Origin of the sequence: Mycobacterium sp. (assembly GCF_025965855.1) — a bacterium.
Classification (GTDB): domain Bacteria; phylum Actinomycetota; class Actinomycetes; order Mycobacteriales; family Mycobacteriaceae; genus Mycobacterium.
In genome coordinates this window covers 1-26,415 of sequence record NZ_JAOPWB010000131.1, presented here as the reverse complement: position 1 = coordinate 26,415, position 26,415 = coordinate 1, and the positions used below count along the sequence as shown (strand labels likewise).

The window sequence follows — 26,415 nt, the reverse complement described above, 5'->3', positions numbered from 1 at the left end:
TCAGCTGCCGAAGCCACCTGGAGAAGCGGCGACCGTCGCTGGGCCGCCGGGACCCTCGCCAAGATGACTGACCGCAAAGGCCACCCCCTTGTCGATCATCGCCCCGTCTTCCGCATAGGTGTCGTGCGCGGCGAAGTTCATGCCGTCGGAGCAGACCGGGTCCTCAGGCGCGCACACCTTGATGGTCTTGGCCTGATACAGGGGACCGATCGAGACCGGAGGCTGGTTGAGGAAGTTCATCGCCCGGACGTTCGGCATTCCGAAGAGCACGACGGAGGACACGTGGTCGGCCACGGCGGGGTCCATGGGTTTCGGCACGGTCGCGGGATCGACGCCATCCGGCACGGCGGACGAGGTGGCGAAGCCCATTACTGCCGCGCCTTGGGAAAAGCCGCCGAGCACCATCTTGGTGTTGGGGCAGTCGTGCGCCATCGAAACCACATGCGCGCCCGCGTCTCTAATGCCGTCGAGGCCGGTCTCCCACTCCTGGGTGGCGGGGTAGTTGACCGGATAGACGTCGAACGACTTTGCGCCCACGCGCGAGCGCAGGTTGTCGGCGAACGCCTGCCCGGTGGCGCCGAGACCGGGCGGCTCGCCGGTACCGCGGGCGAACACCACCTGCACGTCCGGACATTGGGCGGAGGCGGAGGGGAGAGCAGCGGCGAGGACCGAAGCGCTAAGGCACGACGCCGCGACTACTGCTGAACCAAGGAAACGAGGGAGGTGACGTGCAATCATGCCGCAATTGTGCCCATCTGATCGCTTGCCTAAACAGTGATTTTCCTGCCAATTATTTCATATCCGTAAAACGTCCGGCCGACGGCGCTGCGGTGCGCCGACGACGATCCGCGAGAGCCCCGGAACGCCGAGCCGGGGGCGCGGGCCCGGACCCCGATGTGGTCTGCTGACTATAGTCCGAGTCGAGGCACACGGTCGAGCCAGCGCCGCCTCTCGCCTCTCGGCGCGCAATTCGGAGTGAATGCGGCAGTGAACGTGAACGTGATAGCGCGGCCTTTTGCCAGGGCCTTCGAAGGGGCCTTGGCGGCGGCCGCTGATCGATTGGCCAACCCGGCGCGGGTCTCGGATCCCGATAGGCTGCGCGGCACCGTTTCCGGCAAGACCGTGCTGGTGACCGGTGCGTCGTATGGAATCGGCGAAGCGACGGCCCGGAAGATGGCCGCCGCAGGAGCGACGGTGCTGGTCGTCGCCCGGTCGGCGGAAAGGCTCGAGGACCTTGCTGCGGCCATCAACGCCGGCGGCGGCCGGGCAGTTGCCTACCCGACCGACCTCACCGACGAGTCCGCGGTCAGCGAGCTGACGAAGCAGGTCACCGAGGACCATGGCCCCGTGGACGTCGTGGTGAGCAACGCCGGTAAGTCGTTGCGCCGCTCGCTGCATGATCAGTACGACCGCCCGCATGACTTCCAGCGCACCATCGACATCAACTACCTCGGACCGATCTGGCTGCTGCTGGGCCTGCTCCCGGCGATGCGCGAGCGCGGCGGCGGGCACATCGTGAACGTGTCGAGCGTCGGGGTGCGGGTCGTACCGGGTCCGCAATGGGGCGCCTACCAGGCCTCCAAGGGCGCGTTCGACCGCTGGCTGCGCAGCGTCGCACCGGAGTTGCACGCCGACGGTGTGGATGTCACGTCGGTCTATTTCGCGCTGGTCCGTACCAGGATGATCGCGCCCACACCGATCCTGGGCCGGCTTCCCGGCTTGTCCCCGGACGAGGCCGCCGACGCGATCGCCAAGGCGGTGATCGAGCGGCCCCGCACCAACGAACCGCCCTGGGTGTGGCCGGCCGAGCTGGCCTCGGTAATGCTGGCCGGGCCCGCCGATCACGCGGCCCGGCTGTGGCACCGGCGCTTCTTCGCCAACGCCGATACCCCAGAGGCCCAACGATGACGGACAGCGTGGTCACCACCGCGGTCCGGGCGCTGCTGCGCTCCCGACTGCTCAGCCCGCCTTCCGCGGTTGCGGGGGTGCGGCTCATTCGCGAGGCGCGCCGCGGCGGCACGAATCCCTACACCCTGCTGGCGGTCACGGCGGCTCGGTGGCCCGACCGGGCCGCAATCATCGATGACGACGGCGCCCTCACCTATCGCGAGCTGCGGTCGGAAACGGAATCCCTTGCCCGGGAGTTGTCCGGCGGTGGGGCCGGTCCCGGTCAAGCGGTCGGGGTGATGTGCCGCAATGGCCAGGGGTTCGTCAAGGGCTTCTTCGCCGCCGCGCTGATCGGCGCCGACGTTGTGCTCGTCAATACGGATTTCCGCACCGACGCGCTGGCCGCCGCGTTGAGCGCACACCGGATCACGACGGTGGTCGCCGACGACGAGTTCGCGGAGCGGGTGCGGGCCGCCGGGGAGGCGGGCGCATCGGTCTTCCTCGTCGACCCGGCGAACGTCGGTGCGCCCGGGGAAGGCCGGCGGCCTTCAAGACCCGACGTGGCCGCGCCCGGCCGGATCGTCCTGCTGACGTCCGGCACGACCGGCAAGCCCAAGGGTGTGCCGCGCACACCGCAGCTGCGTTCGGCCGTCGGCGTCTGGGTGACGATCCTCGATCGCACCGGGTTGCGGACCGGGTCGCGGATCTCGGTGGCGATGCCGATGTTTCATGGTTTGGGGCTTGGCATGCTGATGCTGACGGTGGCCCTCGGCGGCACGGTCCTGACGAATCGCCACTTCGACGCCGAAGCCGTGCTCGCGCAGGCATCGCTGCATCGCGCCGACGCCTTCACCGCGGTGCCGGTCGTGCTCGCGCGCATCCTGGATCTGCCGCAGCGGGTGCGGGCGCGAAACCCGTTGCCCTACCTGCGCGTGGTGCTCTCCAGTGGGGACCGGCTCGATCCCAACCTCGGGCAGCGGTTCATGGATGCCTACGGCGACGTCCTCTACAACGGATACGGCTCAACTGAAGTCGGCATCGGCTCGCTGGCCACCCCGGCCGACCTGCGGGAGGCTCCCGAGACCGTCGGAAAACCCGTCGCCGGCTGCCCGGTGCGCATCTTCGACAAGAACGACAGACCCGTCGGCCCGCGCGTCACCGGCCGCATCTTCGTCGGCGGCGAGCTGGCGAGTGAGGGCTACGCGGATGGCTCCGACATCAGGGAAGCAAAGGCCGTCGTCGACAGCATGACCAGCACGGGCGACATGGGCTATCTCGACAACGCGGGACGGCTCTACATCGTCGGCCGCGAGGACGACATGATCATCTCCGGGGGCGAGAACGTCTACCCGCGCGCGGTCGAGAACGCACTCGCCGAGCACCCCGACGTCGCCGACAACGCGGTCATCGGCGTTCCCGACGAGCAGTTCGGTCATCGACTGGCCGCCTTCGTGGTCCTGCAGACCGGGCGCAACATCGACCCAGACGGGCTGCGGGATTACTTGAAGGGCAAGGTTTCCCGCTTCGAACAGCCGCGAGACATCAACATCGTCGGCAGCATTCCGCGCAATCAGGCGGGCAAGGTGGTGCGCAAGGAGTTGTCGACCTAGAAGTCGCCTACTGCTTCTCTTTGGGCTCCAGGGCGGCGACCCTGTTCGCCAGCCAGTTGGGCGCCAGCACCGACACGGCGGTGGCGCCGGCCGTCGCGCTGACCACGCCGGACCAGGCGACCGGCCCCAAGGGTGTGCAGCCGAAGAACTGGCTCACGCCCGGAGTCTGGACGATGGCGACCAACACGCCCGCGCTGCCGAGGGCGGTGGCCACCACGAGCGGGCTGTGGCGGCGGGTCAGGAGCGTCTGCGCGAGCTGCGTCGACACCAGCGCGGTGAGACCCATTGTGGACGTCCGGCGTTCGGTGCCCGGAGTCCAACGCCCGATGGCCCAGGCCGCCGTCGCCCCGGCGGCCGTGACGGCGCCGCGGGTGACGATCTGGCGCATGAGCGGCGCGTCGAGCGAGGGCGAGGGTTCGGACAGCGCCGCAATCTGGAACGCGCGCTGCATCTCTTCGGCGTCGCGATCGGCTCCGGCGCGGCCGTTTTCGGGGTCGTCGGGCTGGGGGTATTGCGGGGTGACGGCAACCGCGAGCGCGGGAAACATGTCGGTGAGCAGGTTCACCAGGAGCAGTTGGCGCGTGCCCACCGGAGCCCTGCCGGTGCCCAACGCGGTCCCGATGATGGTGAAGAGCACCTCACCGACGTTGCCGCCGACCAGAATGCTCACCGCGTCGCGCACACCGCCCCACATGCCGCGGCCTTCGACCAACGCGTCGAGCAGGACGCCGAGGTCGTTGTCGGTCAAGACGATATCGGCGGCCCCGCGCGCGGCCGACGAACCGCGACCGCTCACGCCGATGCCGACGTCGGCCATGCGGATCGCGGCGGCGTCGTTGGCGCCGTCGCCGACCATCGCGACCGCCTGCCCACTGCGCTGCAGCGCAGCGACAATCTGCACCTTCTGCTCGGGGCTGACGCGGGCGAAAACCTGGACGTCGGCGGCGAGTTTGGCCCGGTTGTCCTCGTCGAGGGCGGCCAGCTCAGCCCCGGTAGCCTCACGCGCCTCCGACGGCAGCCCCAGTTGACGCGCGATCGCACGGGCGGTTACCGGGTGGTCGCCCGTGATCAGCACGACTCTGCGCCCGGCCTCCACCAGCGCCTCGATCAGTGGCCGCGCTGATGGGCGTGCGGTGTCCGCCAACCCGACGTAGCCGACCAACTCCAGGTCGTGCGCGGCGGCGTCGACTTTGTCGGCGTCGGTGTCTTCCTCGGTGGTCCCGCCGTCCCAGCGGCGCTGCGCCACCGCCAGCACGCGCAGGCCCTGCTCGGCGAGGCGCAAGACCAAAGACTCGGCATGCTCCCGGTCGCCGTCCCGATCGGTGAACCGGCAGCGCGGCAGGATCTCCTCGGGGGCACCCTTGACCATCAGCATCGCCTGCCCCGCGCCGGCGGTCGGGGTGACGACCGAAGCGGAGTAGCCGCGACTGGACTCGAACGGCACCTCCGCGAGCACGGTCCAATCCGAATCCCCCTGACCGTCAAGGGATTTGGCGGCGGTCAGGATGGCTTCGTCGGTGGCGTGCGCGTGCCCCTGCCCGTTATGCGGCTGGGTGCACGCGCGCGCGGCGATGCGCAGCACCTCGGCGGCTTGCGGGTCACCCGGTTCGGGGAAGGGGCCGTCGGCGCTGGCCCCGTGCGGCACCACGCTGACGAGGCGCAGGCGGTTCTCGGTGAGCGTTCCGGTCTTGTCGAAACACACCGTCTCGACCCGCCCCAGCGCTTCGACGGCGCGCGGGGTGCGCACCAGGGCCCCCCGCCGCGACAACCGCTGAGCGGCGGCGAGCTGGGCCAGGGTGGCCACCAACGGCAGGCCCTCGGGGACGGCCGCCACGGCGATCGCGACGCCGTCTGCGACCGCTTGACGCAGCGACCCGCGGTGCGCCAAAGCCAGACCGGTCACCGCCGCGCCGCCGGCAAGGGTCAGCGGCAGCACCTTGCTGGTCAACTCCCGCAACCGGGCCTGCACGCCGGCCGCCGACTCGACGTCGGCGATCGCCCAAATCGCGCGTTGCGCCGCGGTTCCGGCGCCGGTCGCCACGACGATCGCCCGGGCATGCCCGGCCACGATGGTGCTGCCCTCGAACAGCATGCTGGCGCGGTCGGCGTCGGCCGCGGCGACGGGCTCGACCTGCTTGTCCACCGGCAGCGACTCACCGGTGAGGAAGGACTCGTCGACTTCGAGATCGTCGGCCACCAGCAGGCGCGCATCGGCCGGCACCACCTCCGGCGCGGCCAGGTCGATGATGTCGCCGGGGCGCAGCGATTTCGCGCTCACCGTGACCGTCCGTTCGGTGGAGCGGGCGGCGTCGAGCCGTCGGCGCGCGGTCGCCACCGTGGGGAGGACTACGCGGCGGGCGGGCTGGTCCTGCTCGGCGAACAGCTCGGCGACCGCCGCCTCGGCACGCAGCCGTTGCACGCCGCCGGCTATCGCGTTGGCGGTCATGACGCCGGCGACCAGCAGCGCGTCGACGTTGCTGCCGACGATCGCCGAGGCCGCCGCTCCCACGGCCAGGATCGGCGTGAGCGGATCCGCAAGCTCGGCCCGCGTCGCGCCCAGCAGCCGCACCACCCGGCTGGCCGGGCCCCGCAGCGGCGCGACGAGCGGGCTATAGGAAAGGTCGTCCAGAACCTGTCGCCAGGGCGCGGTGCCGGGCTCGACGGCCAGGGGGCGCGTGCGGCTGGTCAAGCGGGAGTAGACGATCTCCGGGTCGAGGGCATGCCACGCGGTGAGCGGTTGCGGGGTGGGATCGGGCAGCCGGAGAACCCTGCTGGCCGAGAAGGCGCCCGCCACCAAGGCGGCCGCGGCGGCCGCGTTGACCGGATTGAGCCAGCGCTGCACGGCCAACGGGTTGACCGTGCGGGGGTCGCCGGTGACAAGCAACAGCCCGGCCAGGGTGCTGCCGCCCTTGGCCAGGCGCACCGACGACTCGGTGGCTTCCCGGGCCACCGGGAGGGCCGACAGAATCCGCACCGCCGCGGCGAGATCGGTGCCGGTGATGACGTCGGCGGTCCACGGCGTCGCGGCTTGCGGATCGTCGAGGGCCACTCCGACGTCGGCGATGGCGAGGGCCGCCAACGTGTCGGTCGACGCGAAGTCCCGGTGCACGGCGGTGATCAGCAGCACGGGTCCGCGATCGGTCCGCAGGTCGCGTACCAACTGCAGCAACGGCGTGCCCGCCGGATGACTCACGGCGACGCTGGCGGTCAGATCCTCGGTGCCCGCGACGTGGCGCAACACCACCCGGGCCCCGGTCCGGTGCGCGGTCTGCAGCAGTGGGATCGCGAAGGGGTCGACCTCCCACCCCACGTCGACGCTGCCGACGCGCTCACCATCGACCACGAGGTCGGCATGTTCGAGGCCCTGGGCGGGCGCCGCCGACGGCCCTTGCGCCCGAACCCATCGCAAGTGCGCTCCGGTGGCCGGTAACTCGTCGGGGTCCGGCTCGGGCGCCTCCTCACCGTGCAGGAGGGCGTCGGCGACCTCATAGACACGGTCCTCATCCCAGCCGGGTATGTCGCCTCGGGCCTCGAGCACGGCGCGGGCATCGCCGCGCAGCGCCGCCCCGTCGACGACGACCACCTTCACGCGATCCAGCCGACGCAAGGCGCCCGGGTCGAGGATCAGTTGCCCGTCGTTGGCAAGGCCGCGTCCCAGTACGGCGGCGAATGTCTGGCGGCCCACGTGCGCGGCTCTCGGCACGCCCGCCAGGAGTGCGCCCGCGGCGTTTTCGGTGCCACCCCCGGCCAGCAACGCACCGGCCGCGGCGATCAGCGATGCGTTCGCGGCCTGGTTGGCGTACTCCTCGACCGGCCCGGCCATGGAACCCTTCGCGGTGTCGATGGCCGCGTCGATCGCTCCACCGACCATGACGTGTGAAACTTCACCGGCGGCCGCGGCCGCCCAGTTGTGCCGCGGGGCCTGCGACTTGGGGCCGGCGGACGAGATGACGGGCACCACCGGGGCTTGTGGCCGCTTGGGTGAGGCCAGCTCCGGCTCGCGCTCCCGCCAGCGCTGACGGTGCGCCGACGCTTCCGAGATCTGCAGGCTGCGTTGTGCCAGGTCCAGCAGTGGCGTGCCGACGGCCTGGGTAAGCCCGTTGGCCAAGGCCGCCGAAGCGCTCAGCGCGATGTCGGTGCCGACGCGGCCCAGCCGCGACTCCAGGAAGGCGACCACCCGCGGTTGATGATTGAGCAGGGCGGCCACGGCGCGCGTGCTTCGGGGCGCGACGGGCAACCGGCCCAACCAGCCGGTCACCGCGGCGCCGATGGCCGCGACATCCATGGTCGCCGCGGTGAACGGGACCAGAATCGCCAACGGGTTGCCCGGATCGGCGAACGGCGCGGTTCGGGATGCCGACTTGGGTCCGGTGGAGGCCAGGTCTGCGGCCACGGTGCAAACGGTTTCCCGAATCTCGTCCAAGACACGGTCGCTGTCGGCATCGCTGTCCAGTTCGACCACGAGCCGGCCAAGCGCGCCCTCGATGTGGGCGGCGGCCACCCCCGGAATCCTGCGAACCGGTTCCTCCACCACGGCCGCGTGCTCGTGCCAGCTGGGGAACGGCAGCAGCGGATCCAGGTCAAGATGCACTCGCCGCCCGCTCTGCCAGCGCACCGGCGGCGTGACGCCGTGAGGGGAGCGGTCGGACGGAGCGCTTATCCCGATCGCCCGGCCGGTCGTGTGGGCCATCGACGAAACCACCGGGCTGGCCAACTCGACCACGGGGCTGGCGAACATCTGCACCGCACCCGCGGCGCCGGCCGCAGTGGAGACGCCGGCTCGTACTACCTGCGCGGCTCCGCCGGTCGCGCCAGCGACGACGCTGGCTACACCCGGAATCCTCATTCCGTCACCCTTCAAACATGTCTACCGCGCCTAATGATCCTGGCGTGTCAGTGGCCTGTCCACATATGGCGCGGATGGACGGCCGCGCGATAACACCAGCGAGTGGGCGCGTCGGATTCGCTCGGTTACCAGGGGTGCAATCGCTTCCTGACAGAAAGGCTACCGGGTGGGCGGCCGGCCAAACCTGCCGAACCCGCAGGGGGCGAGAAACCCGGAGAAACGTGGTGACGGCGGCCATCCCGGCCGGTTTTGGTGCCGTCGGTTCGACACGATCGCGGTGTCGTGACACTGAAACGCGTTGGCAGAGGAGCTATTTCGAGGGGCGGGCGAACGGCGCAGGCCCAAAAAACACAAATGCGCGGTAGCCGTCGACCGGCTACTCGCGCATATTCGGCTTGGGAAATTCGGTCTACAGAATCCGGTGGTTCGCCCTGTCAACCTGGTAGCCGGCCGCGAAAGACTTCTCGATGACCTGCAGCTGGTGGTCCACTCTGCACTCGAGTTCGAGAACCACGCAACTATCGCCGACGGCTTTCGATTCGAGGACTATGTACCGCTGACCGCAATCGGTGATCGGGTCGCCCGAGTGCAATTTCTCGACCGGCACCGACTCCGGGGTTCCGTCTGCCTCCATAAATGACACGTTAGGTCAATTCCTCGGGTGAGGGAATAGAGCTCTAGGTGGTGTCGGCCTGTCGCTGCTTGAAGAACACGCTGACACGAGAGATGAGGCCGTCGTCGGCCCGCTCGAAGAGGATGCATTCGGGCCACGTCGCGCCAACGCCGTCGATCTCAAACGCCTCGGTCAACTCGACGTAGGACAGCCGGGAGTTCACGTGCGAGACCCGCTGCACCTCCAACCGGTGGCCCTTGAGGGTGGTGCATACCTTGCGCAGGTAGGCGACGTAGTGCCGCTTGCCCTCGACGACGTCACAGAACGGGCCCTCCCGGGTCAGTCCGTCGTCGGCAATGGTGGTGGCCACGCCGTCCCAATCGTGTGCGGCCAGGCACTCCAGGTAGCGCTCGACCACGCCCGCGCCGACCTCAGTCACATCGGTGACCCCACGGAAAACACAGTAAGGCACCACGGCGGCCTGGAAAATCCCGAGCGGGCGAGAATGGTGCGATGAGTGCACCGGAGTCCCCGGCTGAGGCCCCGACCTGTTATCGGCATCCCGGTCGCCAGACCTACCTCCGCTGCAACCGCTGTGAACGGTATATCTGCGGCGACTGCATGCGCACCGCCGCGGTGGGCCACCAGTGTGTGGAGTGCGTCCAGACGGGTGCGCGGACGATTGGACAGCCCAGGACGATCACGACAGGCTTCGGCGGGCGGGAGCGATCGGGCGCGCCGGTGGTCACGTATGCGCTCATCGCGATCAACGTGCTGGTGTTCGTATTTCAGATGGCGTCGGGGAATTTGGAACGGCAGCTCGCCCTGTGGCCCCCGGCCGTCGCCGACGGCCAGCTCTACCGCGTGGTGACATCGGCGTTCTTGCACTACGGCGCAACCCATCTGCTGCTGAACATGTGGGCGCTGTACGTCGTGGGCCCACCGCTCGAAACCTGGCTGGGCCGACTGCGATTCGGCGCGCTGTACGCGCTGAGCGGGCTGGGTGGATCGGTACTGGTCTACCTGGTGTCGCCGCTCGGCACGGCGACGGCGGGCGCTTCGGGCGCGATTTTCGGGCTCTTCGGCGCCACGTTCGTGGTCGGAAAGCGGCTGGCCCTCGACGTCCGCTGGGTCGTCGCGATCATCGGGATCAACCTGGTCTTCACGTTCGTCGTTCCGGTGGTCAGTTCGCACTTGATCAGCTGGCAGGCGCACGTGGGCGGGCTCGTCACCGGGAGTGTGGTGGCGGCGGCGTACGTTTACCCTCCGAGGGAACGGCGGAACCTGATCCAAGCCGGGGTGACGATCGTCGCCCTGGCCGTATTCGCCGTGCTGATCTGGTGGCGCACAAACGATATCCTCGCGGAGTTCGGTGGACATCTCATCCTGGGCTGACGGAGGTCGCTTGCCATGAGCTGGTGGGTCGCGTGCGCCGAGCGAACGCTCTCGGAGGAGGTACCCGCTCCGCCCGACGACGTCCGCGATTTCTACGTGGATCTGGACAACATCAAACTCGTGCATCCGCTGATCGTGTCCGTGCAGGCCACGTCGCGCAGCGAAACGCCGGAGGGCTACCTGCAGAGCTATCGGGTGGCGGATCGGATTCCGTTGGGGCCGTTGACGATGCGGATCACCTATCGCGCGCGGCTGCACGTCCGCACCGACGGCGACGTGCTGACCGAGGCCGATCAGTCACCGGGGGTGCGCCTGCGCGGCACGGTGAGCTTTGCGCCGATCGACCTCGGCACCCGCATCACCGAGCGGATACGGATCGCCGCGCCCCGGCCGCTGGCCACGGTCACGACGCGCGAGGCCGTCAAGGCGCACATCGAGATGCTGGCGGGCATCAGGCGCCACTTCGAATCCGGCTGATTCAGCGCGGCTTCCACTCCGAGTTCAGCCCCAAGTCCGAAAGGTACTTCGTCGAGCTCCAACCGCCGTCGACGACGATGGTTTGGCCGTTGATGAAGGCACCCCCGGGCGAGCACAAGAACGCCACGGTGCTCGCGACGTCCTCGACCGTGCCCAAGCGCTGATGCGGCGTCATCTCGGTGTTCATCCTGCGGAAGCCCTCGTCCCGCAGACGGTGCTCGGTCATCGGCGTCTGAATAACCCCGGGGGCTACCGCGTTACAACGTATTCCCTGCGCCCCGTATTGGCAGGCGATGTGGGTCGTCAGCGCCGTGAGGCCGCCCTTGGCCGCCGAGTACGCACCGCCGCTAAGGCCGCCCACGACGGCGAATGTCGACGTGACGTTGATGATCGCCGACCCCGGCCGCATGTGCGGAAGCACCTCACGAATCAGGCGAAACGGCGCCCGCAGCATCAAATCGAGGAAATGGTCCAATGATTCGTCGTCGGTCTGGTGCACCGGCTTGGGACTGCCGATCCCTGCGATGTTGACCAGGAAGTCGATGCGTCCCCATCGGTCAACGGCCAGATCGGTGACGCGCTCGGGTGCATCGTCGCCCCTCAGGTCGAGGGCGAGCGTGGCCACCCGATCGGAGTCGCCGATCTCTTTCTCGACTTGGGCGAGCTTGTCCTCGCTCCGTCCGGTCGCCAGCACCGCCATGCCCATCCCGGCGAGCTTCACCGCGCAACCGGACCCGATCCCGCCGCTTGCCCCGGTTACGATCGCTACCCGCATCACCTGCATTGCCCGCTTCTCACTGGCCGGCTTCCATCAGCGCCGCCTTGATCTGGTGCTTCAGCACCTTACCCGCGTCGTTTTTCGGCAGGACGTCCCAAATGACCACTTGCTCCGGCGCTTTGAACCGCGCAACGCCGGAGTCGGCCAGAAAGGCGCGCAAACCGGCGACGTCAAGTCCGGGGTCCGGGCCGGGTGCGGCCGCCGGCACGACGACGGCGCACGCCCGTTCCCCTGTCCGCTCGTCGGGCAGCCCGACGACGGCGATCTCGGCCACACCGGGATGGTTCGCCAAGATGTCCTCGACTTCCTTGGGCGAGATGTTCTCACCATTGCGGACGATGATGTCCTTGGCCCGCCCGGTGACGACGAGGTGGTCGTCGTCGACCCAGCGCGCGAGATCGCCGGTGCGGAAGTACCCGTAGGTGTCAAAGGCGTCGGCTTCGTCTTCGCGGTGCTGATAGCCGACCAACATCTGGGGTCCGCGAGCGAGGATTTCCCCGTCGACACCGATCCTGATGTCGGCCAGGCCGACGCGCCCGTCGGTGTCGGCGGCGCGATCGACGTCCCGCGGCGACCCGATCGTGGTGACCGGCACCTCCGTCGATCCGTACACGCGCGTCACGGTCACCGACTCGAAATACGTTGCAGACCTGCGGATCAACGACGGCGGCACCGCCGCGCCGCCGCAGACGAAAACCCTCAGGTCCGGTAGTCGGGTGCCGGCGCGCTGCGCGGCGGCCAGCAGCTGCTCCAAGAACGGCGTCGCGCCCGCCATATGGGTGCACCGCTCGGCTTGCATCAGCTGGACCCCTTCATCGGCGTTCCAGCGATCCATCAGCACGGCTGTCGTGCCCAGCAGCAGCGGGCATTCGAACGCGTAGATGGACCCGCCGATGTGAGCGATCGGCGATGCGACCAGAAATCCATCACCCCGCTCGACGAGCCAGTGCTCGCGGATCTGGCGGATCAGCGCATGAATCGAATTATGGGTGTGCAGAACACCTTTCGGACGGCCGGTGGTGCCGGAGGTGTAGAGGATCATGCGCACGGCGTCGGGGTTCAGCGTCGGCAGCGGCCTGGGAGCCGTCGGTTGTGCGAGCAGCGAGGTAAACGGAATCTGGCCGGCTCCGGGATCCCCGCGCAGCACCACGACGTCCGGCGGCGATTCGATCTGGGCCGTCACCCGGGCCAGCATCACGGTGTAGTCGTGGCGGCCGAAATGCGCCGGGATGAAAGCGATGCGGCTGTCGGCGTCTTCGAGGATGAACCGAAGTTCGCGGTCCCGCATGGACGGCAGGATCGGGTTGGCCACCATGCCCGCCAGCGTCGCCCCCAGGTAGATCACCGCGGCCTCGTGCCAGTTGGGCAGCATGAAGGAAACGACGCTGCCCGGCGGAATGCGGGAGTGCAATGCATGCGCAAGCGCCGTCGCCTGTTGGCAGAGGCTCTGGCAGTCCAGGCGCCGGTCCCCGTCGACCAGCGCCACTCGCTCGGGGGTGCGCTGCGCGGCCTCGCGCAGCGAGTCGGCCAGCGTGCCCGGAACCCACCAGCCGCGCGCGTAAGCGTCGGCGGCGCGTTCGTCGTCCCAACGAACCCAACGTCCGCCGATCAGCTTTCGTTCGTGGTGTCTCGGCATGGCAGCGGTGCCGGCTAGCCTTTCATGCGCCGCATCGTCATCGAATGACGGAAGCGGGACGCGGGGTGGGTGTTGATCGTGACCTGCGCGACCTGCCCGTCGGACGTCCTGTAGGTGCGTCGCACCTGCAGCGCCGGCGTCCCCGACTCGACGTCGAGGCCGTCCGCCAGCACCGATGGAATGAGCACTGCCGCGATTTCTTGATGAACCTCAACGATACTCAGGCCGAACAGGTCCTCGATCAGCGGGAAGATAGGGCCTTCGTGGCGCTGCAGCAGCCGGCCGACCGCGGCAAACGCCCGGTTGATGTAGTACTCGGTGCGGCACAACGCGGGCTCGGCGGGCTGCGCGGCCTCGGCCCGCCGGAAACCCCGCACCGTCAGCCACTGCTCGCCGCCCGCGAGTCCGGTCCGGGCTGCCAGCTCCTCGTCGAGCGCGACCATCGCGACGGATTCGATCGCGAAGCGCGTACCGGTCGCGAACGCCAGCAGGTCGTTGATCGACATGACGTGCTGGACGTAGGAATCCGCCGACGGTCGCGGCACGACGAGGGTTCCGGTTCGCGGTCGCGACGACACCAGGTTGTCCTCGCGCAATCGGCGCAGCGCCTCCCGAACGGTGTAGCGGCTGACGGTAAACCGCTCGCACAGCTCGTGTTCGGTCGGCAGTTGCGAGCCCACCGGATATACCCCGTCCACGATCTCTTTCCGCAGGGTGCGGGCCACCTGTAGGTAGCGGTGGTCGACAACTTTTGTCTCTGACACTGTGCCCCTTCAGGATTCCCGGCGGATCGCCAGCACGCTGCCCTCGGCGTCCGCCGACACATACAGCGTGCCGTCGGGCCCGGCGGCGATCCCGGCGAACGGCCCCTGCGGCCCGGAGAACGGCGGCATTCCGCGCAACGGCTTGGGGACCACGCCGGGGGGCGCGCCCACCGGCAGGTTCGAAGCAATGATGCGCCGCGCCCCGCTGCCGAGGTCGATTTCTACGAGTTCCCGGGCGCCGGCGTCGACGACATAGAGCTGCGCGTCGAGCACGAGGATGCCCTGGGGCCGCTGCAAGCCGTCCAAGGTTGTAGTGGCTTTTGCGCCGCCGCCGTCTATCCTCGCCACCCGCCCGGCCGCTGCCTCGGCGACCAGGCAGGCCCCGTCGGGAGCGATTGCCACGCCGACGGGGTCGCGGAGCCCGGACGCCAGCACATCGACCCGGGAACCCGGCCGGATCGACAGCACCCGCCCCGAGCCGAGTTCGGCGGCCACGATGGTGCCGCCGGGAGCAACCGCCACGCCGTACAGCTGGTCGAAACCCTCTGCCAACACCTCACTTTCGTCGCGCTCCGGCCGATACCGGGCGACCTGGCCGTTGGATGTGGTGACGACGAACTCGCCGGCTCCGGTGGCCGCCACACCCCGGAGGAAGCCAGGATAGCCGGGACTGAACAACATCCCGGCTGTCCGCAGCGAGCCATCGCCACCCAACGCGTAGAAGTACGTACCGTCGGCGATGTAAAGGTTCCCGTCGGCGCCCACCGCCAGATCCAGCGGCCAATTCAGCCCGCCCGGCAGCACCGTCCGGGACTCGCCGCTGCCGAGGATTTCGCGGATCTCGCCGGTGAAATTCGAGACGAACAGCCGCTCGCCCACGAAGGTGAGGTTGTCCAGGCCGGGATTCAGGGTTGCCAACACGGTGCGCTCGCCGCTCCGGGGATCGATGCGCAGCACCTGGCCGCTATGCACCTGCGTCGAAACGATGCGGCCGCGGGAATCGAACTTCACCGCGTCCGGGACGCCCAGATCGCCGGCGACGCGTTGCGGCTCGCCGCCGTCGGGGTCGATACGCCAGATCTCGTTGGCCCCCATCAACGGGAAGTACAACATGCCGTCGGGCCCGACCTCCATGGCGTTGGGCGACGGCGCACTGTCCAGCAGGACCCGCGGCGCGCCGCCGACCGGATCAAGCTCGAGCAGCCGCCCGCCGTCGCGGCACTCGCCGACGAACAGGCGGCCACGATGGAAGGTGATGCCGTTGGCCGCCGGCACGTCGTCGCGCAGCACGCGGGTGTGGCCCGCGGTGTCGCGCACGCTCACCCGCCCGTCCATGACCTCGGTGGCGTAGAGGTTGCCGCACGGGTCGAAAGCGACGTCGTCGGGTCCGACGATGTCCCCGCCCTTGGCGCTGACGACGTCCAGCCCGCCGGTTGTCACGTCGAGCGCGCTGATCTGGCTGCCGGTCACCTGCGCGATGTAGACCCGGCCGTCGGGACCGGTGCGCAGACCATTGGCCCCGAAGAGGCGGCTGGGGGGAGTGAGCCGCGTGAGGCTCCAGCCTTCGGCGAGGCTGGGCTGCCGCGCGGCCGGGTAGCGGCATCCGGTTCCAGCTATCACTGCTCGCACGATAGCAATCCGACAATAGTCCAGACAATAGCCGCCAGGAAATCTCGGCGCGCCCTTGACGTGCGCGGCATGCGCGGAGAATCATGCTCTCTGATGACTGCACACCATTATCTTGTCCGGACAATTATCTGATATCGATGGACCGAGATCTTCTCAGGCTCGATGGGCGCATCGTCGTGGTCTCCGGTGCCGCCGGCGGCGGTATCGGTACGACGGTCACGCGCATGGTTGCCCAGGCGGGCGCGACCGTCGTCGCCGTGAGCCGCGGTCAAGACAATCTCGATCGGCACCTGGGGCCCCTGCTGGCCGACGGTCTCCCGATCGTGCCCGTGGCTGCCGACGCTTCCACCGACGAGGGTGTGTCCGCCACGATCGAGGCGGTGCGGCGGGCCGAGGGTGAGCTGCACGGCTTGGTCAACGTCGCCGGTGGCGCGGATCCGTCAACCTGGATGCCGTCAACCCGTGTGACGCGCAGCGACTGGCGCGAATTGTTCACCCGCAACCTGGAGACGATGTTCTTCATGAGCCAGGCGGTGGCCGCGGAACTGAAGCGCCGCCGGCGCCCGGGCTCGATCGTTTCGATCTCGTCGATCAGCGGGATGAACACCGCGCCGTTCCACATCGCCTATGGCACAGCCAAAGCCGCGATCGTCGCGGTGACCCGCACCATGGCGCTCGAACTGTCCTTCAACGAGAACGGGGCCGAGGACGCGGCCGCCATCCGGGTCAACGCCGTGGCCCCCGGTGTGACCAAGACACCGGCCTCCGGCACCTATGTCGACGACGATCCCGACCGCGACCGACGCGCCATCGCGATGGGGCGGCGCGGCTGTCCGGAGGAAGTGGCCGGCGCCATCCTGTTTCTGCTGTCGGACCTCTCGAGCTACATCACCGGACAGACGTTGCTGGTGGACGGCGGCCTGAACCTCAGATGGGGGCACCTGGACGCCGACAACACCTCCCTGTTTCTCAAGGACGAAGCCTTCCGCGCGGCGATAACGCGCTGGGGCGGGTAGAAAGCGAGGGATCCGATGACGGAGAACGGCGCGGCCGCGGCTCAGGAGCTGACCGGGCCGGTCGCGATTCCGGTGGAGGCTTACCTCTCCGAGGAATACGTCCGCGCCGAGCGCGACAGGTTATGGCGCAAGGTGTGGCAGCAGGTCGGCCGCGTCGAAGATCTGCCGAAGGTGGGGAGCTACCTCACCTACGAAATTCTCGACGATTCCGTCGTCGTGATCCGCACCGGACCCGACACGCTCAAGGCGCACCACAACGTGTGCATGCACCGTGGCCGTCGCCTGGTGGACACCCCGGACGGCGCCAAAAGTGCTTGCGGCCATAAGAAGTCGTTCGTGTGCGGTTTTCACGGCTGGACCTACGACCAGGACGGAACCTGCATCCACGTGCCCGAACGGCAGGACTGGCAGGGCGCACTGACCCCGGAGAACACCCATCTGGGCCCGGTCAACGTCGACACCTGGGGCGGCTGGGTATGGATCAACATGGATCCGGCGTGCGAACCGTTGCGGGAATACCTCGAGCCCGCCGCCACCATGCTCGATCCCTTCAGGTTGCAGGACATGCGCTGCAAGTGGCGCAAATGGCTGCATTTCGAATGCAACTGGAAGGTCGCCATGGAGGCCTTCAACGAGACCTATCACGTCGCCACCACGCATCCGCAGTTCAACAAGTTCGGTAATTTTCGTGGCTGGGCGCAGGTGCAGGGCAGACATAGCAACATCGGCTACGACGCGCCCGCGGACTTGGAAGAGACGAAATCGAAGATCCGGCTCGGCACCGGTGCCGACCCGCGCATCTCGACGGCCGAGATGCAGGTCTACACCTTGGAGGAAACCAACGCCACCACCACCAGGACACTGGTGGACGCCGCGCGGCGATTGGTCGACGAGTTGCCCGAGGATGCACCCTCCCACAAGGTGCTCGAGCACTGGCTGACCTCGGCACGCCGCGACGACGCCGCGCGCGGCGTGACGTGGCCGACGATAGACCCGGAACATCTGGCCAAGAGCGGTACCGCCTGGCAGATATTTCCCAACTTCCAGATCGGACAGGGCCTGACCACCGCGCTGTGCTACAGCGCGCGGCCCCACGGCTACGATCCGGACAAGTGCGTCTTCGAAGCCTCCTGTTATGAGCTTTACCCCAAAGGTGAAGAGCCGCAGACCGAGTGGGTCTACGCACCGCCCGGCGACCCGAGCTGGCGAAGCGTGCTGCCGCAGGACTTTTCCAACATGGCCGCCGTTCAACAGGGCATGAAATCGTTGGGATTCCGCGGCCCCAAGCCCAATCCGTACATGGAGCGAAGCACCGCCAACCTGCACCGCAACCTCGCCAAATACATGGGCACCGGTGCTCCGAGTGAACTAGCAAGGGAGTTCGATCGATGAAAGTCAATCTTGGGTTCGGAGCGCACAACTCCCACGACTGGGACCGCGTGCTGGCCGGGGACTTCGGCCATCCGCCCGCGACACCCGACTGGGAGTGCGTCCAGGCCACGCTCGCGATCGCCGATCTGGCCGAACCGCTCGGATTCGACGGCATCTGGATGCCGGAGCACTGTGGGACCCCGTATGGCATGACTCCCAACCCGATTCAGGCGTTGAGCTACTTCGCCGGACGCACCGAACGCGTCAACCTCGGCACCTTCGTCGTCGTCGCGCCGTGGTGGCATCCCGTCCGGCTGGCGCACCAGATCGCCTACCTCGACATCCTCTCCGACGGCCGGTACACGACGATCGGAATCGGCCGCGGAGTCTCGAAGGGTGAGTTCGACGCCGTCGGAGTCCCCCGCGAGGAGAGCAGGCAGCGGTTCAACGAAACCCTCGACATCCTGCAGCTGGCGTTCTCCGGGGAGCGGTTCTCCTACGAAGGGGAGATCTTCACCGTTCCCGAGATGTCGCTTCGCCCCGAACCCCGCAGCCGCGACCTCTTTTCGCGCATCTACAGCTCGTCGTCGACCGCCGAGTCGCTGGAGATCCTGGCGCGACGCGGCATGGTCCCGCTCTTCGTCGGCAACAAGCCGATCGAGGATGCCGGACGAGAGGTGCAGAAGGTCAACACCTTCCGGAAGGAAGAGGGCCTGCCGCCCTGCCAGCCGAAAAACGTCATGTTCATGTACTGCACCACCGGGAGTCCCGCCGAATCCGAGGAATGGATCTGGACCGCCAACCGCGACGTCACCGTGCACTACGGATTCGCCGACGCGTCGAACTTCAAGGGCGTCAAGGGATACGAAGCGTATGCGGCCCGGGAAGCCACCGCGACCGCCGTGCTCGCGTCGTCGGTCACCGGTGACGCCAAGGCCGGCCCGTCCAAGACCCCCGGCTATCACGCCTCCAACCTGCTGATCGGGACGCCCGAGGAGATCTTCAACCGGATCGCCGCCGCGCAGGAAGCGTGCTCATTCTGCGAGCTGACGATCGTGCCGCAGTTCGGCACGATGCCCTATCCCGAGGCGATGGCGAGCACGGAGCTGTTCGCGAAGGAGGTATTACCCGCGGTCCAGAAGATGGCGGCCCCCCTGCACCCGGCGGCGCTCCCCGAGAACGCTCTGGCTTGACACGCATGACCGATCCGAATTGCCCGCCGACGCAGACGCCGGACGATGTCGATCTCGAGGCGCTCCGCGAAAAGTACCGCCAGGAGCGCCAAAAGCGGTTGCGCCCGGAGGGGTCCAAGCAGTACGTCGAACTCGTCGACGACTTCGCCGGGTACTACGAAACCGACCCGCATTCGCCGCCGTTGGTGCGCGACCCGATCTCGGAGGACATCGACGTCGCCGTGCTCGGCGGTGGCTTCGGCGGCCTGCTGTGCGGGGCCTACCTCAAGAAGGCCGGGGTCGAGGACGTCCGGATCATCGAGCTGGGCGGAGACTTCGGCGGTGTTTGGTACTGGAACAGGTACCCGGGCATCCAGTGCGACAACGAATCCTACTGTTACGTACCGCTACTCGAAGAGCTGAACTTCATCCCGTCGAAGAAGTTCGCCGACGGCGCCGAGATCTACGACCATTGCCGTCGCATCGGGAAGCACTACGGGCTCTACGATTCCGCGATCTTCTCCACTCAGGTCCGCGAACTGCACTGGGACCAGGCGATCAAGCGCTGGCGGGTCAGCACCGACCGGGGCGACGACATCCGGGCGCGGTTCGTGGTGATGGCCTCCGGTCCGTTCCACCGGCCGAAACTGCCTGGGATTCCGGGGATCAAGGAATTCAAGGGCCACAGCTTTCACTCGTCGCGCTGGGACTACGGATACACCGGCGGTGACGTTTCCGGCGGGCTGGACAAGCTCGCCGACAAGCGCGTCGCGGTCGTGGGCACCGGAGCGACCGGAATTCAAATCGTTCCGTTTCTGGGCCGGTATGCCAAGCACCTGTACGTCTTTCAGCGCACGCCATCGTCGGTGGGCGCGCGCAACAACGTGCCGACCGATCTCGAGTGGGTGAAATCGTTGCAGCCCGGCTGGCAAAAGGAACGGCAGCGCAATTTCCACGCCTGGACGTTCGAGGGAATGGCGCTCGGTCAGCCCGACTACGTCTGCGACTTCTGGACCGAAGTCGGCCGCAACACCGCGTCGCGGGTCCTCGCGCTGGATGATCCGGCGTCGATGACGCCGGAGCAGTTCATGGCCATCCGGGAGGAGGAAGATTACAAGGTCATGGAGCGGCTGCGGCGCCGCGTCGGGAGCCTCGTCGAGGACGCCGAGACCGCCGAGGCGCTCAAGCCCTACTACCGGTTCCTCTGCAAGCGGCCCTGTACCAACGACGACTACCTGCAGACCTTCAACCGCCCGAATGTGACGCTGGTCGACGTGTCCTCGACAAAGGGCGTTGAGTATGCCACGGAAAAGGCCCTGGTAGCCAATGGGGTTGAGTACGAGGTCGACTGCATCATCTACGCCAGCGGATTCGAGATCACCACCGAGATCAGCCGCCGCTACTCGATCGATGCGATCGAAGGCCGCGACGGTCTGTCCCTCTTCGACCACTGGCGCGACGGATACAAGACACTCCACGGAATGACCAGCCGCGGCTTCCCCAATCAGTTCTTCACCGGCTTCACCCAGGTCGGCATCTCCGCCAACATCGCCGCCAACTATGAGCTGCAGGGCGAGCACATCGCCTACATCATCGCCGAAGCCCTGGCCCGCGGCGCGGCCACCGTCGAACCCACCCAGGAGGCGCAGGACGAATGGTGCAAAACCGTCCGGGACAACGCGATCGACAACAACCAGTTCGACTTGGAATGCACGCCGGGCTATTACAATAACGAAGGCGGCGGCGCCGGCCTCAAGGAGGGCGAGGGAATCCGCTCACACCTGGGTGAACCGTATGGCCCGGGCTTTTACGCCTTCGGCGACCTGTTGGCCGAGTGGCGCGACAAGGGCGACCTGGGTGGCCTGGTGCTGGGATCGTGATGGCTGAACTGAGATTCGACGACCGCGTGGCCGTGGTGACCGGCGCGGGCCGGGGCCTCGGACGGGCCTACGCCCTGCTGCTGGCATCCCGCGGTGCCAAGGTCGTGGTCAACGACACCGGTGGCGCGCTCACGGGGACCGGTACGGATGCCGGTCCCGCGCAACAGGTGGTAGCCGAGATCCGGGCGGCCGGCGGCGACGCGGTCGCATGCGGCGAGTCGGTCGCGACGGCCGAGGGCGGCCGGGCCATCGTCGGAGCGGCCCTCGACCACTACGGACGGATCGACATCCTCATCCACAACGCCGGCAACGTGCGGCGAGGGTCGCTGAAGGAAATGAGCTACGAGGACTTCGATGCCGTCATCGACGTGCATCTGCGCGGCGCCTTCCACGTCGTGCGGCCCGCGTTCCCGCTGATGTGCGACGCGCACTACGGTCGCGTCGTGTTGACCTCGTCGATCGGCGGCTTGTACGGCAACCACGGTGTCGCAAACTATGCCGCCGCCAAGGCGGGCCTGATCGGCCTGTCCAACGTCATCGCGCTGGAGGGTGCCGCGGATGGCGTGCGCTGCAACGTCATCATCCCGTCGGCCGTGACTAGAATGGCTGAGGGCCTGGATATTTCGGCATATCCCCCGATGGACCCCGAGCTCGTGGCTCCGGTGGTGGGGTTGCTGGCGCACGAAACCTGCCCCGTGACCGGCGAGATGCTGATTGCCATCGCCGGCCGGGTGGCCAGGGCCGTGGTCGCCGAAACGCCTGGCGCGCATCGCCCGTCGTGGTCCATCGAAGACGTGGCCGAGCAGATCGATGCCGTCCGTTATCTCGATGCGCCGCTGGTGTTTCCGGTGGTCCCCGATGGGCATGCCGACCACATCCGGTACAGCTTCGAGACGGCCGCACGGAAGGAAGGCGCGCATCATGCTTAGTCGCGGGTCCAGCGAGCGGTCCGGCCCGCTGGCGGGGGTGCGCGTCGTCGACCTCACCGCGATGGTGATGGGACCCTACTGCACCCAGATCATGGCCGACATGGGCGCCGACGTGATCAAGGTCGAACCCCCGCAAGGCGACGACACGCGGTACATCTCGGTCGGCCCGGTCCGCGGCATGAGCGGCGTGTTCGTCAACGTCAACCGCGGCAAGCGGGGCATTACCGTCGACCTGCGGTCCGACTCGGGCAAGTCCGTCTTGCGCGCGCTGATCGAACAGGCCGACGTCTTCATCCACTCGATGCGGGCGAAGGCGGTCGCGCGGCTTGGATTCAGCTACGACGACGTGGCGGCGATCAACCCGGCCATCGTCTACACCAACTGTTACGGGTACAGCCGGCGCGGGCCGAACGGCGATCTGCCCGCCTATGACGACACCATCCAGGCCGCGTGCGGGCTGCCCTTCGTGCAAGAGCAGTTGACCGGTGAGCCCAATTACGTCGGGACGATATTGGCCGACAAGGTCGCCGGGCTCACGGCGCTCTACGCCACCATGATGGCGTTGTTCCACCGCGAGCGCACCGGCGAAGGCCAAGAGGTGGAAGTCGGCATGTTCGAGACGATGGCGTCGTTCATGCTGGTCGAGCATGCCAACGGCGCCATGTTCGATCCGCCGCTGGGCCCCGCGGTCTATCCCCGCACCGTGGCTCCCAACCGCCGGCCGTACCGCACCAGCGACGGCTACATCGCGGCGCTGATCTACAACGACAAGCATTGGGCCGCGTTCATGGAGGCCGTACGGCCCCCGTGGGCCAGCGATCTGTATGCCACGCTCGAACGGCGGGCGCGCCAAATCGACACCGTGTACGCGTTGCTGGCCGAGACGCTGGCGCAGCGCACCACCAGGGAGTGGCTCGAATTGTTGCGCGAACTGGAGATTCCCGCCGCGTCGCTGTCCAGTCCGGCGACCCTGTTCGACGACGAGCACCTCAACGCCGTCGGCTTCTTCGAGACCGTGGAAACGCCGAACGGCCCGGTGCGGTTCCCGGGCGTGCCGACCTGGTTCTCCCGCACACCGGGTCGAGTCGCCGGTCCGGCGCCGGAGCTGGGCGCCGACACCGCCGAGGTGCTCGACGAACTCGGACTGGCCCCCGCGCAGGCGAACCCGGGCGGACCGGCATAGCCCGAAATGGGGGCCGCCGCAACCGGGAAAACCGTTGCGTGTCTTCGCGTGTCTTGGCGTGTCCTGTCTGAGATCCGGCAGCGTCGCAATTAGGCTTGCTGCGATCAAGAGGAGGGGCAGCGACGTATCGGCATCAACCATGGCGCCGGGCGACAGGGTGGTCCTGGCGCCTTAACAGCGGACACTGAGCCGGGCGGGAGGTCCCCCGCACCGGTGCGTTCCGCTCGGCGGCCGCGGTGGGTCGCCCCGGTGCGCCGCGCCGGCCGGCTCGCAATCTGGGATCAACCGGAACGGCGCAGCGGCATTCCGGCGCTGGACGGGCTTCGCGCGATCGCGGTCACGCTGGTGCTCGTCGGGCATGGCGGCATCCCCGGCGTGGGCGGCGGGTTCATCGGCGTCGACATCTTCTTCGTCCTCAGCGGATTCCTTATCACCTCGCTGCTGCTGGACGAGCTCCAGCGCACCGGTCGCATTGGGCTGACCGGCTTTTGGATCCGCCGGGCGCGACGGCTGCTGCCGGCCTTGGTGTTGATGGTGCTTGCCGTGGGCGCGGCGCGCGAACTTCTCCCCAGCCAGTCACTCACCGGGTTACGCAACGACGCGATCGCCGCATTCCTGTGGGTCGCGAACTGGCGGTTCGTGGCCCAGAAGACGGACTATTTCACCCAAGGCGCCCCACCGTCGCCGCTTCAGCACACCTGGTCGCTCGGGGTGGAGGAGCAGTATTACTTCGTCTGGCCGGTCCTGCTGATCGCGGTGACGCTTCTCTTGGCTGCGCGGGCCAGGCGCTACTTCAGGCGGGCCACCGTCGGCGGGGTCCGGTTCGCCACATTCTTGATCGCAACCGTGGGCGCGCTGGGCTCCGCGGCCGTCGCCATCGTCCTGGCCTCCGACTCCACGCGGGACCGGATATATTTCGGCACCGATACCCGTGCGGAGGCCTTGCTGACCGGCGCCGCGGCAGCGGCTGTGCTGGTTAGGGATTGGCCATCGATGAACCGCGGCTGGTGCCTCATCGGCAGCCGGTGGGGACGGCGGGTCGCCCGCTTTCTGCCGCTGTTGGGCGTGGCGGGGCTGGCGGCGGCGACCCACTTCGCGACGGGCGGCGCCGGCGAGTTTCGCCACGGTCTGCTGATCGGGGTCGCGGTCGCGTCCGTCATCGTGGTCGCCCCGGTGGCGATCGAGCAGCGCGGTGTCATCGCCCGCATCCTGGCCCTGCGTCCCCTGGTGTGGCTGGGGAACATCTCCTACGGCGTGTATCTGTGGCACTGGCCAATCTTTCTGGCCCTCAACGGTGAACGCACCGGATGGTCCGGGCTGCCGCTGTTCGCCGCCCGGTGCGCCGCCACCGTGGCGATTGCCGCGGCGTCATGGTGTCTGATCGAACAGCCGATCCGCCGGTGGCGGCCGGCGCGGGTTCCGCTACTGCCGCTGGCGGCGGCAACCGTGGCCAGCGCCGCCGCGGTGACGCTGTTGGTGGTTCCGGTGGGAACCGGGCCCGGCTTACGCGAGGGCCTGCCGCCGGGGGTCTCGGCGGTCGCCGCGGTCTCGCCGTCGCCGCCGGGCGGCAGCCACCCCGCACCCCGCGATCCCCACCGGCCCTTCACCGTTTCGGTGTTCGGCGATTCGATCGGGTGGACCTGGATGCACTACCTCCCGCAGACGCCCGGGTTCGCGTTCCCGGACCACACCGTGATCGGCTGCAGCCTGGTCCGCGGCACACCGTATCGGTATATCGGCCAAACCCTTGAACAGAGACCGGAATGCGACGGCTGGCCCATCAGATGGTCGGCGCAGCTCGGCCAGGACCAGCCGGACGTCGCGCTGTTGATCATCGGCCGCTGGGAGACGGTCGATCGCGTCAACGAGGGGCAATGGACCCATATCGGCGATCCGACCTTCGACGCGTACCTCAACGGGGAGTTACAACGAGCGCTGAACATCCTGAGCGCCACCGGTGTTCGTGTGGTGGTGGCGACCGTGCCGTACAGCCGGGGCGGTGAGAAGCCGGACGGTCGCTTGTATCCGGAGGACCAACCCGATCGCGTCAACCTCTGGAATACCATGCTGCGCAAAACGGCTACCCAGCACGCAGGCGTCCAGATCCTCGACCTGAACAAAAAGCTATGCCCGGACGGGGTTTACACGGCGAAGGTCGACGGCATCAAGGTGCGCAGCGACGGCGTCCATCTCACCCCCGAAGGGGTGAAATGGCTGACGCCGTGGCTCGAGGAATCCCTGAGATAGAACTTAATCGCCTGTGCGACAGCTGATTTCCATGCTGTCACTCTCTCGGACGAGGAAGTTGAAGCTGACGTATCCGTTGCCCGGGTTGCGCACGCGGTCGAGATAGGGCTGGGTGTCCGCGGCATTGGTGTTGTCGGCGACGATCAGCGCGCCCGTCTTGAGCCGCGGTTCGAGCAGCTCGATCACCGGCAGGTAGAGGTCCTTCCACCCGTCGAGCAGGACGAAATCAACGGGTCCGTCGAGGTTGTCCAGCGTGGTCAGCGCGTCGCCCTCGAGGATGGTGATCACGTCGTCCAGCCCGGCCTCGGCGAATGTCCGCTTGGCCGCGGCGATTTTGGTGGCGCTGAGCTCGGTGGTCACCACTCGGCCGGTGCCGTTGTCGCGCACCGCCGAGGCCAGGTGCACGGCGGAAATTCCGAAAGACATGCCGAATTCGACGACCGTTGCCGGCCGGGTCGCGCGCACCAGCGCGTAGAGCAGGCGGCCCGCTTCCGGCGTCACCGGGATGTAAAACTCGCTCATGGCGTCGGCGCGCTCCTGCGCGCTCATCGGCCGGTCGAAATCACCATGCCTTTCGCGCAACCTCGACATCTGATTTTTCGTTTCCGTGTACATCCGGTCGAGCACCGTCGCGACCTTCGGCGCCTGCAGAGTATTGGCCATGGTTCTGAGGGTAGGCCTCGACGGCAGATAGGCCGACGATGGATCGTGCCGGAGAACCCGTTGGTTAACAGAAACCGACGTAATGGTTGCGTAAACCAATTTGACGCGCAATGGGTCGCGGTGCAAGATGGACGGGCAAGCACCTCGGTAGGTGAGGCGTCTGCATGGATACAGGCCACTGACCCCGAACGTCGAGAGACGCCCCGGGTCAGGACAGCTCTTCCCGGACCCAAGGGTTGAGCCCAAGTGGCTTCTGGACGATGTTCCGGATACGCCGTGCAGTGCCGAAGCTCCGACGAGAGGGGTGCGACCGGCGGTC

Annotated in this window: 20 protein-coding genes and 1 riboswitch; of the genes, 11 read left to right on the top strand and 9 right to left on the bottom strand. The window is 67.9% G+C overall.

The features are described from left to right. The gene (locus tag JWP83_RS09945) at positions 1–738 is read right to left on the bottom strand and encodes a cutinase family protein (protein WP_297729459.1); all 738 of its coding nucleotides are present in this window, start codon (positions 736–738) and stop codon (positions 1–3) included. A 255-nt stretch (positions 739–993) separates the two neighbouring features. On the opposite strand from JWP83_RS09945, the gene JWP83_RS09940 reads away from it, so the two are divergent. Both JWP83_RS09940 and JWP83_RS09935 read left to right on the top strand, forming a co-directional pair. Then, positions 994–1,908 carry an SDR family NAD(P)-dependent oxidoreductase gene (locus JWP83_RS09940; protein WP_297729524.1) on the top strand — a complete coding sequence of 305 codons (915 nt, stop codon included), beginning with the start codon at positions 994–996 and terminating at the stop codon, positions 1,906–1,908. Then, positions 1,905–3,497: an AMP-binding protein gene (locus tag JWP83_RS09935; protein WP_297729456.1), complete on the top strand. Its 1,593-nt coding sequence runs from the start codon at positions 1,905–1,907 to the stop codon at positions 3,495–3,497. Before JWP83_RS09940 ends, JWP83_RS09935 begins: the two co-directional genes overlap by 4 nt. A gap of 7 nt (positions 3,498–3,504) precedes the next feature. On the opposite strand, the gene JWP83_RS09930 is transcribed toward JWP83_RS09935, so the two are convergent. From JWP83_RS09930 to JWP83_RS09920, 3 genes are all read right to left on the bottom strand, one after another. Then, positions 3,505–8,343 (bottom strand): cation-translocating P-type ATPase, encoded by a 4,839-nt coding sequence (locus tag JWP83_RS09930; protein ID WP_297729454.1) that lies wholly within the window; start codon positions 8,341–8,343, stop codon positions 3,505–3,507. Positions 8,344–8,752: 409 nt separating this feature from the next. Further along, on the bottom strand, positions 8,753–8,977 hold the full coding sequence (locus JWP83_RS09925) for a hypothetical protein (protein ID WP_297729451.1): 225 nt from the start codon (positions 8,975–8,977) through the stop codon (positions 8,753–8,755). 43 nt (positions 8,978–9,020) lie between these two features. Next, positions 9,021–9,395, bottom strand: coding sequence for a nuclear transport factor 2 family protein (locus tag JWP83_RS09920; RefSeq protein WP_297729448.1), 375 nt, complete (start codon positions 9,393–9,395; stop codon positions 9,021–9,023). Positions 9,396–9,469: 74 nt separating this feature from the next. Between JWP83_RS09920 and JWP83_RS09915 the strand changes: the two genes are divergently transcribed. Together JWP83_RS09915 and JWP83_RS09910 are read left to right on the top strand one after the other, a co-directional pair. After that, complete coding sequence (locus tag JWP83_RS09915; protein ID WP_297729445.1) at positions 9,470–10,351, top strand: rhomboid family intramembrane serine protease; 882 nt, start codon at positions 9,470–9,472, stop codon at positions 10,349–10,351. 15 nt (positions 10,352–10,366) lie between these two features. Next, positions 10,367–10,828, top strand: a complete 462-nt coding sequence (locus JWP83_RS09910; RefSeq protein WP_297729442.1) for an SRPBCC family protein — start codon at positions 10,367–10,369, stop codon at positions 10,826–10,828. 1 nt (position 10,829) lies between these two features. Here the strand turns inward: JWP83_RS09910 and JWP83_RS09905 are convergent, their stop codons facing one another. Genes JWP83_RS09905 through JWP83_RS09890 form a run of 4 tightly spaced genes read right to left on the bottom strand, consistent with a single transcriptional unit; the run spans position 10,830 to position 15,626 of the window. Then, positions 10,830–11,612: an SDR family NAD(P)-dependent oxidoreductase gene (locus tag JWP83_RS09905; RefSeq protein ID WP_297729439.1), complete on the bottom strand. Its 783-nt coding sequence runs from the start codon at positions 11,610–11,612 to the stop codon at positions 10,830–10,832. Between the two features lie 10 nt (positions 11,613–11,622). Then, positions 11,623–13,242 (bottom strand): AMP-binding protein, encoded by a 1,620-nt coding sequence (locus JWP83_RS09900; protein ID WP_297729436.1) that lies wholly within the window; start codon positions 13,240–13,242, stop codon positions 11,623–11,625. Positions 13,243–13,256: 14 nt separating this feature from the next. After that, positions 13,257–14,006 carry a GntR family transcriptional regulator gene (locus tag JWP83_RS09895; RefSeq protein ID WP_297729432.1) on the bottom strand — a complete coding sequence of 250 codons (750 nt, stop codon included), beginning with the start codon at positions 14,004–14,006 and terminating at the stop codon, positions 13,257–13,259. 9 nt (positions 14,007–14,015) lie between these two features. Then, on the bottom strand, positions 14,016–15,626 hold the full coding sequence (locus JWP83_RS09890; protein ID WP_297729429.1) for an SMP-30/gluconolactonase/LRE family protein: 1,611 nt from the start codon (positions 15,624–15,626) through the stop codon (positions 14,016–14,018). A 146-nt stretch (positions 15,627–15,772) separates the two neighbouring features. On the opposite strand from JWP83_RS09890, the gene JWP83_RS09885 reads away from it, so the two are divergent. The 7 genes from JWP83_RS09885 (at position 15,773) to JWP83_RS09855 (ending at position 25,433) form a co-directional block, all read left to right on the top strand. Then, positions 15,773–16,651 (top strand): SDR family NAD(P)-dependent oxidoreductase, encoded by an 879-nt coding sequence (locus JWP83_RS09885; RefSeq protein ID WP_297729426.1) that lies wholly within the window; start codon positions 15,773–15,775, stop codon positions 16,649–16,651. A gap of 15 nt (positions 16,652–16,666) precedes the next feature. Beyond that, positions 16,667–18,043: an aromatic ring-hydroxylating dioxygenase subunit alpha gene (locus JWP83_RS09880; RefSeq protein ID WP_297729423.1), complete on the top strand. Its 1,377-nt coding sequence runs from the start codon at positions 16,667–16,669 to the stop codon at positions 18,041–18,043. Further along, positions 18,040–19,215, top strand: a complete 1,176-nt coding sequence (locus JWP83_RS09875; RefSeq protein ID WP_297729419.1) for an LLM class flavin-dependent oxidoreductase — start codon at positions 18,040–18,042, stop codon at positions 19,213–19,215. The genes JWP83_RS09880 and JWP83_RS09875 overlap by 4 nt, the downstream gene beginning before the upstream one ends. Before the next feature lie 5 nt (positions 19,216–19,220). After that, positions 19,221–21,074, top strand: a complete 1,854-nt coding sequence (locus JWP83_RS09870) for an NAD(P)/FAD-dependent oxidoreductase (protein ID WP_297729416.1) — start codon at positions 19,221–19,223, stop codon at positions 21,072–21,074. Then, positions 21,074–22,003, top strand: coding sequence for an SDR family NAD(P)-dependent oxidoreductase (locus tag JWP83_RS09865; RefSeq protein WP_297729413.1), 930 nt, complete (start codon positions 21,074–21,076; stop codon positions 22,001–22,003). Before JWP83_RS09870 ends, JWP83_RS09865 begins: the two co-directional genes overlap by 1 nt. Continuing rightward, entirely contained in the window at positions 21,996–23,186 is a 1,191-nt protein-coding gene (locus JWP83_RS09860; protein WP_297729410.1) for a CoA transferase, read from the top strand. Before JWP83_RS09865 ends, JWP83_RS09860 begins: the two co-directional genes overlap by 8 nt. Positions 23,187–23,399: 213 nt before the next feature. After that, positions 23,400–25,433: an acyltransferase family protein gene (locus JWP83_RS09855; protein ID WP_297729407.1), complete on the top strand. Its 2,034-nt coding sequence runs from the start codon at positions 23,400–23,402 to the stop codon at positions 25,431–25,433. A gap of 3 nt (positions 25,434–25,436) precedes the next feature. Here the strand turns inward: JWP83_RS09855 and JWP83_RS09850 are convergent, their stop codons facing one another. Then, entirely contained in the window at positions 25,437–26,096 is a 660-nt protein-coding gene (locus JWP83_RS09850; RefSeq protein WP_297729404.1) for an O-methyltransferase, read from the bottom strand. 136 nt (positions 26,097–26,232) lie between these two features. Next, a riboswitch (M-box (ykoK) riboswitch) is annotated at positions 26,233–26,407 on the top strand. Positions 26,408–26,415: the final 8 nt, after the last annotated feature.